The 3,844-nt window shown below is 72.3% G+C and carries 3 protein-coding genes; 2 read left to right on the plus strand and 1 reads right to left on the minus strand.

The window, feature by feature from the left end; translation table 11 throughout:
• The first annotated feature begins 232 nt into the window (after window positions 1-232).
• A complete protein-coding gene (locus tag ACFV0T_RS33645) occupies window positions 233-502 on the plus strand; it encodes a hypothetical protein (protein ID WP_385787686.1) in 270 nt (89 codons plus the stop codon).
• A gap of 108 nt (window positions 503-610) precedes the next feature.
• On the opposite strand, the gene ACFV0T_RS33650 is transcribed toward ACFV0T_RS33645, so the two are convergent.
• A complete protein-coding gene (locus tag ACFV0T_RS33650; RefSeq protein ID WP_385787689.1) occupies window positions 611-1,393 on the minus strand; it encodes a ferritin-like fold-containing protein in 783 nt (260 codons plus the stop codon).
• 500 nt (window positions 1,394-1,893) lie between these two features.
• On the opposite strand from ACFV0T_RS33650, the gene ACFV0T_RS33655 reads away from it, so the two are divergent.
• Window positions 1,894-3,844 (plus strand): DEAD/DEAH box helicase (locus tag ACFV0T_RS33655; RefSeq protein WP_385787812.1); only part of this gene is annotated, 1,951 nt, incomplete at its 3' end.

Consider the following 3,844-nt stretch of genomic DNA (forward strand, 5'->3'; position numbering starts at 1 on the left):
GCGGTTTCGGCGGCGCCGGGGGCCGCCCGGGGGCACCCCCCCGCGCGCGCGCGGCCAACGTTCCCAAAACCCGATCCGGGGGGCCGGGGTAGCGGCCGGCCCGGGGCCCCTCTGATCGTTTTCTTCACCGACGGCGTACAACTCACCCACAGGGGAGGATTGCATTCCGCAGGTCACGGGTATGACGGGCTACGACCTTGGTACACAGTCCGGCCGCTTGGAGTGACCCGACATGATCTTGGAAGCGCTCGGTTCCGCTCTGCTCGGTGTCGTGCTCGCATGGGCAGCGAACCACCGCTTCTCCCACCGACTGCCGACCCGGCACCTCGTGTTCGCGACAGGCGTCGCGGGCGCTCTTTTCGGTGACTTCGTCACCCACACCGCGCTGGGCCCCGGCAGCTTCCTGCCGAGCCTGCTCGGCGCGACGGTGGTGGGCACCGCCTCGCTCTCGCTGCTGCTGCGCCCCGCGGGAAGGCTCCGGCGTCGATCAGCGCCGGCGTGACCGCCGCAGGCGCTCTCAGCCGCCCAAGGCGCCGCGGAGAACGCGGGCCGCAGGACGAACGACGTAGGACGAAGAAGACGAGGCCCGGGCCAGGCCCGGGCCGCTGTCCTAGGCGGCCAGTCCCAGCGCCGCCATCCGCTTGGTGTGCGCCTCGGTGATCCGGGAGAACATCCTGCCGACCTCGGCGAGGTCGAAGCCGTCGGCGACTCCGCCGACGAGCATCGTCGACAGCGCGTCACGGTCGGCGACCACCCGCTGGGACTGCGACAGGGCCTCACCCATCAGCCGGCGCGCCCACAGCGCGAGCCGTCCGCCGACGCGCGGCTCCGCGTCGATGGCCGCGCGCACCTTCTCCACCGCGAAACCGGCGTGCCCGGTGTCGTCGAGGACGGCCAGGACGAGTTCACGCGTGTCCGTGTCGAGACGGGCGGCGACCTCGCGGTAGAAGTCGCTGGCGATCGAGTCGCCGACGTACGCCTTGACCAGGCCCTCCAGCCAGTCCGAAGGGGCCGTCTGCCGGTGGAATCCGTCGAGCGCGGCGACGAAGGGCTCCATCGCGTGGGTCGGCTCCTCGCCGATCTCCGTGAGCCGGTCGCGCAGCCGCTCGAAGTGGTGGAACTCGGCCGACGCCATCTTCGCCAGCGCCGCCTTGTCCGCCAGCGTCGGCGCCAGCTTGGCGTCCTCCGCGAGCCGTTCGAACGCCGCCAGCTCGCCGTACGCCAAGGCACCCAGCAGGTCCACGACCGCGGCGCGGTACTGTGGCTCGGCGGATGCCTGCGCCCAGTTCTGGGCGGCGATTCCGGTGCGCTCGGCGGGCGCCGCGGACTCGGCGGCTCCGGCGGACTCGGCGGCGGTCTCGGGGGCGTTCTCGGGCTTGTCAGAGCTCGTCATGAAGCGCACAATAGCCCGCTCGCCGCGTGACGGAAGTCCCTGGTCAATCAGTGTGACCACGACGACGCGAATCGGTGTGACGACGACTACGTGACCGAATCGGCCAACACGTGTGCGCGATTCCAGGGTATGGTGGTAATGCGCCTGCTGGTACTCAGTCGTACCTCGACAGGCCGCACGTATGAGGATGCCCGGTCGGTGGCCCGATCGGCTCCGACCCGACAGCCCTCCCTGACCGTACGGCACTGTGCGTACGACGATCGGAGGGAACCCTCAGCGGTTCGAGCGCTAGAGCGTCGGCAGTGGTCCCGTGCCCTACGGCCCACCCGTAAGGCAGCCGACGTCCCCGGCACGGTCCTGACACGACCCCCGCGCTCGCCTCGCACCGCCCACACAGAAGAGGCAGCACCCTGACTACGTTCCGAGAGCTCGGAATCCTTCCCGAGACCGCCGAGGCCCTTGAGGCCGTCGGCATCATCAACCCCTTCCCCATCCAGGAGATGACGCTTCCCGTCGCCCTGACGGGCACCGACGTCATCGGCCAGGCCAAGACCGGCACCGGCAAGACGCTGGGCTTCGGCCTCCCGCTCCTCGAGCGCGTGACCGTCCCCGCCGACGTGGAGGCCGGTCGCGCCCGTCCCGAGGCCCTCACCGAGGCACCGCAGGCGCTCGTCGTCGTCCCCACGCGCGAGCTCTGCACCCAGGTGACCAACGACCTGCTGACCGCGGGCAAGGTGCGCAACGTGCGCGTCCTCGCCATCTACGGCGGCCGGGCGTACGAGCCCCAGGTCGAGGCCCTCAAGAAGGGCGTCGACGTCGTCGTCGGCACCCCGGGCCGACTGCTGGACCTCGCGGGCCAGAAGAAGCTCGACCTCAAGCACATCAAGTCGCTCGTCCTCGACGAGGCCGACGAGATGCTCGACCTGGGCTTCCTGCCCGACGTCGAGAAGATCATCAACATGCTGCCGCCGAAGCGCCAGACGATGCTGTTCTCGGCGACCATGCCGGGCGCGGTCATCGGCCTGGCCCGCCGCTACATGTCGCAGCCCACGCACATCCGCGCCACCTCGCCGGACGACCAGGGCGCGACCGTCGCGAACACCGCGCAGCACGTCTACCGCGCGCATTCCATGGACAAGCCGGAGCTGGTCGCCCGCATCCTGCAGGCCGAGGGCCGCGGACTGGCGATGATCTTCTGTCGTACCAAGCGCACGGCCGCCGACATCGCCGAGCAGCTCCAGCGCCGCGGCTTCGCCTCCGGCGCGGTCCACGGCGACCTCGGCCAGGGCGCCCGCGAGCAGGCGCTGCGCGCCTTCCGCAACGGCAAGGTGGACGTCCTCGTCTGCACCGATGTCGCCGCGCGCGGCATCGACGTCGAGGGCGTCACCCACGTCATCAACTACCAGTCCCCCGAGGAAGAGAAGACGTACCTGCACCGCATCGGCCGTACCGGCCGCGCGGGCGCCAAGGGCATCGCGATCACCCTCGTCGACTGGGACGACATCCCGCGCTGGCAGCTGATCAACAAGGCGCTGGAGCTGAACTTCAGCGACCCGCCGGAGACGTACTCCACGTCCCCGCACCTCTTCGAGGAACTGAACATCCCCGCGGGGACGAAGGGCGTCCTGCCGCGCACGGAGCGCACGCGCGCGGGCCTCGACGCGGAGGAGCTCGAAGACCTGGGCGAGCCGGGCGGGCGAGCGGCACGCGGTCGTGGTGGCCGCGGCGACCGTGCCGACCGGAACGACCGGGACCGGGGCGAGCGAGGCGACCGGGGCGAGTCCCGTTCCGCCGACCACGAGCGTGCGGCCCGTACGCCGCGTCGCCGCCGTCGTACGCGTGGCGGTACGCCGATGGACGCGACGCAGCCGGTCGCGGCAGAGTCGACCACCGCACCCGCTCTCGAGCGGACGCCCGCGGCGGAGGACGGAACCGCGTCCCGTACCCCGCGCCGTCGTCGCCGTACCCGCGGCGGCTCGGGCTCGGAGACGGCGCCGGCCGTGGTCACGGCCGTCGAGTCCCCGGCCGCGGAGACCGCCGTGGCGACTGCGGAGGGCACGGCCCTCGACGCCGCGGAGGCCACCGAGAAGCCGCGCCGCCGCCGGACCCGCAAGTCCGCTGAGGCGACGTTGACGACGGAGCCGGCGGTCTCTCCGGCCGAGACCGCGCACTCCCCCGAGCCGGTGTCCGCGCAGGCCGTCGAGGCCCCGGCCACCACGCCGCGCCGCCGTACGCGCAAGGTGGCGGACGCGGCGGAGACCGCGGTCGACACGGCCGAGGCCACCGAGGCGAAGCCGCGCCGCACCCGCAAGGCGACGACGGCCGAGACGGTGCTCGACACCGCCGAAGCCACCGCGGCCACGGAGACCGCCGAGGCCAAGCCGCGCCGCACGCGTAAGACGGCGGCGGCCGTGGAGACGGCGGCCGAGGCCACCGAGGCCAAGCCGCGTC

Source organism: Streptomyces sp. NPDC059582, assembly GCF_042735715.1.
In the GTDB taxonomy this organism is placed as follows: domain Bacteria; phylum Actinomycetota; class Actinomycetes; order Streptomycetales; family Streptomycetaceae; genus Streptomyces.